Annotated in this window: 2 protein-coding genes; one reads left to right on the top strand and one right to left on the bottom strand. The window is 51.0% G+C overall.

Going from position 1 to position 1,997, the window contains the following annotated elements; genetic code table 11:
* Positions 1 to 344: 344 nt before the first annotated feature.
* On the bottom strand, positions 345 to 1,034 hold the full coding sequence (locus tag L691_RS30435; protein WP_025688496.1) for a GntR family transcriptional regulator: 690 nt from the start codon (positions 1,032 to 1,034) through the stop codon (positions 345 to 347).
* 356 nt (positions 1,035 to 1,390) lie between these two features.
* On the opposite strand from L691_RS30435, the gene L691_RS0102110 reads away from it, so the two are divergent.
* Positions 1,391 to 1,861 (top strand): tripartite tricarboxylate transporter TctB family protein, encoded by a 471-nt coding sequence (locus L691_RS0102110; RefSeq protein ID WP_025688495.1) that lies wholly within the window; start codon positions 1,391 to 1,393, stop codon positions 1,859 to 1,861.
* Positions 1,862 to 1,997: the final 136 nt, after the last annotated feature.

The following is a 1,997-nucleotide window of genomic DNA, read 5'->3' as shown; positions in this document are numbered from 1 at the left end:
TCGCGCTGGCGCTGTGGCTTCCGCTAGCGGCGAGCAGAAGCGGCGAGCTGCCCAGAGCGCTCGGCGCACTGGCCGCCGGAGTGGCGCTGACCTTGATCATCCGTCTCCGTCTGGCACGGAAAATGGGGCGGACGGAAGACGACGATCTCTGAGGCGGGGCGAGGGCTTTTCGCAGGCGGTCGTGTAGAGTCCATGCGAAAGCGCCCGCGCGTCACGCGTCAAGGGGCGAATGAAGCAAAAAGGAGGACCGGCGAATGGCTCGCCGTTCCTCCTTTTCTTTTTCATTTCAGCATAAAAGTTTGAATTTTTCCGTCCCGCGGTTTGTCCGCAAACGTTCTTTCCCTTTAGATCAGCCCGCCGCTCAGATTGATATTTTTGTACAGCCGTATTTTCGCATCCTCCAGATGTTCGCTCACCACCTGCTTTAAATCATCGTGAGACCCCGCCTTAAGGGCGTCGATAATCTGCCTGTGCTGCTTAAGGGAATGAAGAACCATTTCCTTCGTAATCAGGTACGATTTCATCGCCAAGTACCGGTAGTTCATCGTGTTGTGATAAATATTCTGTATATTCCGGTTCCCGCCCAGCTTCAGAAACTCCATATGAAAATGAAGATTGTAATCTCCTTCGTGGTAGTTTTCCAGCTTCGAGGTGTTGACGACATACTCGGAGGTTTCATGGATTTTTTCCAGATTCGCAGCAACCTCCTGCGTAAGCGCTGCCGTTCCTGAAACCAGCTTCTCCACAACCCACAGCTCAATCATCAGGCGAGTGTCCATAATCTCCAACACGTTTTCGGAAGTAATGCCGACGACAAAAGTACCAACCTTCGGTACGGTCTTGACCAATCCGTCCATTTCCAACCGGCCCAGCGCGTCGCGGATCGGCGTCCGGCTTACGCCGAGCTGGGCGGATAATTCCGGTATGGCCAGCTTGTGCTCGGGCGGGAATTCTCTTTTGATGATCAGTTCTTTTAAAATACCATACGTTTTTTCCAGCAGATTGGCATTGTCGATTCGAATCAGATTTGCCATAGAATCATTCCTTGTCCGGTTAAATAATGCTCTTAAATCATATATATAACATTTATTTAAAACCTATCCATAGACTTTGTCAAAGATTATTTTCCAGCAATAAATGCGAAAAAATAGTATTGACAGCGAAAATTAGGCAGTGATATGATACGTCCCATAGCCGAAATAAAACCAACTAAACCTATCGACTATATAATTTCTTCTCCAACTATTTTAAATCCCTTTTTTTGTTTGTATGTTATATACAACATATTTCAGCTAAAGCGTCGACCGTACGAACGGAGACCTGCTATTCGGCTTTTTTGAAGCCGGGCAGGTTTTTTGTGTTTGCGGTTCATAGTCAGGAGGAATGAAAAATGAAAAGTGTGGCCGACCGCTCTGCCGGGGTGCTTGCCATTCTGGCGGGCTGTCTTTCTCTTCGCGAAGCTTACCGTTTGTATCCTTATCATGTCACTCTGCTAGGTGGAGACCATGTGTTTCCCGCCTTCATCGGAGGCGGACTGGCGTTGGCCGGCATCTGGCTGGCGCTGTTTCCCGGAGAAGCCGTACGGCAGGACGGTGGGGAAAGAGCTATCCCCCGCTTTCTTCCTAAGACGGGCCTCATTCCGCTTTTGCTGCTTATTTACACTTTCCTTCTTCCTTGGGCGGGTTATCCGGCGGCAACCTCTCTTGCCGCAGCGCTTCTGTTTCGCCTGCTGGGAGCCGGAAAATGGTGGCGCTGCGCGGTCTACGCTCTGCTGCTGACCGCCGGGCTCTACCTGATCTTTATCGAATGGCTGCATACTCCGTTTCCCGCCGGAATGGTATGGCAGTTTTCAAGGAGGTGATGAAATGAGTAATTTATCCATGCTGCTGGCCGGCTTTGGACATGCCTTTACCCCGATGAACCTGCTGATGGCGGCCATAGGGGTGCTCGTGGGAACCTTTGTCGGCGTGCTGCCGGGACTTGGCCCGACCTCGTCG

The organism is Paenibacillus zanthoxyli JH29 (assembly GCF_000520715.1).
GTDB lineage: Bacteria > Bacillota > Bacilli > Paenibacillales > Paenibacillaceae > Paenibacillus_AQ > Paenibacillus_AQ zanthoxyli.
The sequence above is the reverse complement of the archived record's forward strand: the minus strand, read 5'-3'. Positions and strand labels throughout refer to the sequence as shown.

What these genes read in the sequence shown, in the direction of transcription:
- L691_RS30435 (WP_025688496.1), bottom strand. Translation starts at nt 1,034, where the DNA reads ATGGCAAATCTGATTCGAATCGACAATGCCAATCTGCTGGAAAAAACG.
- L691_RS0102110 (WP_025688495.1), top strand. Translation starts at nt 1,391, where the DNA reads ATGAAAAGTGTGGCCGACCGCTCTGCCGGGGTGCTTGCCATTCTGGCG.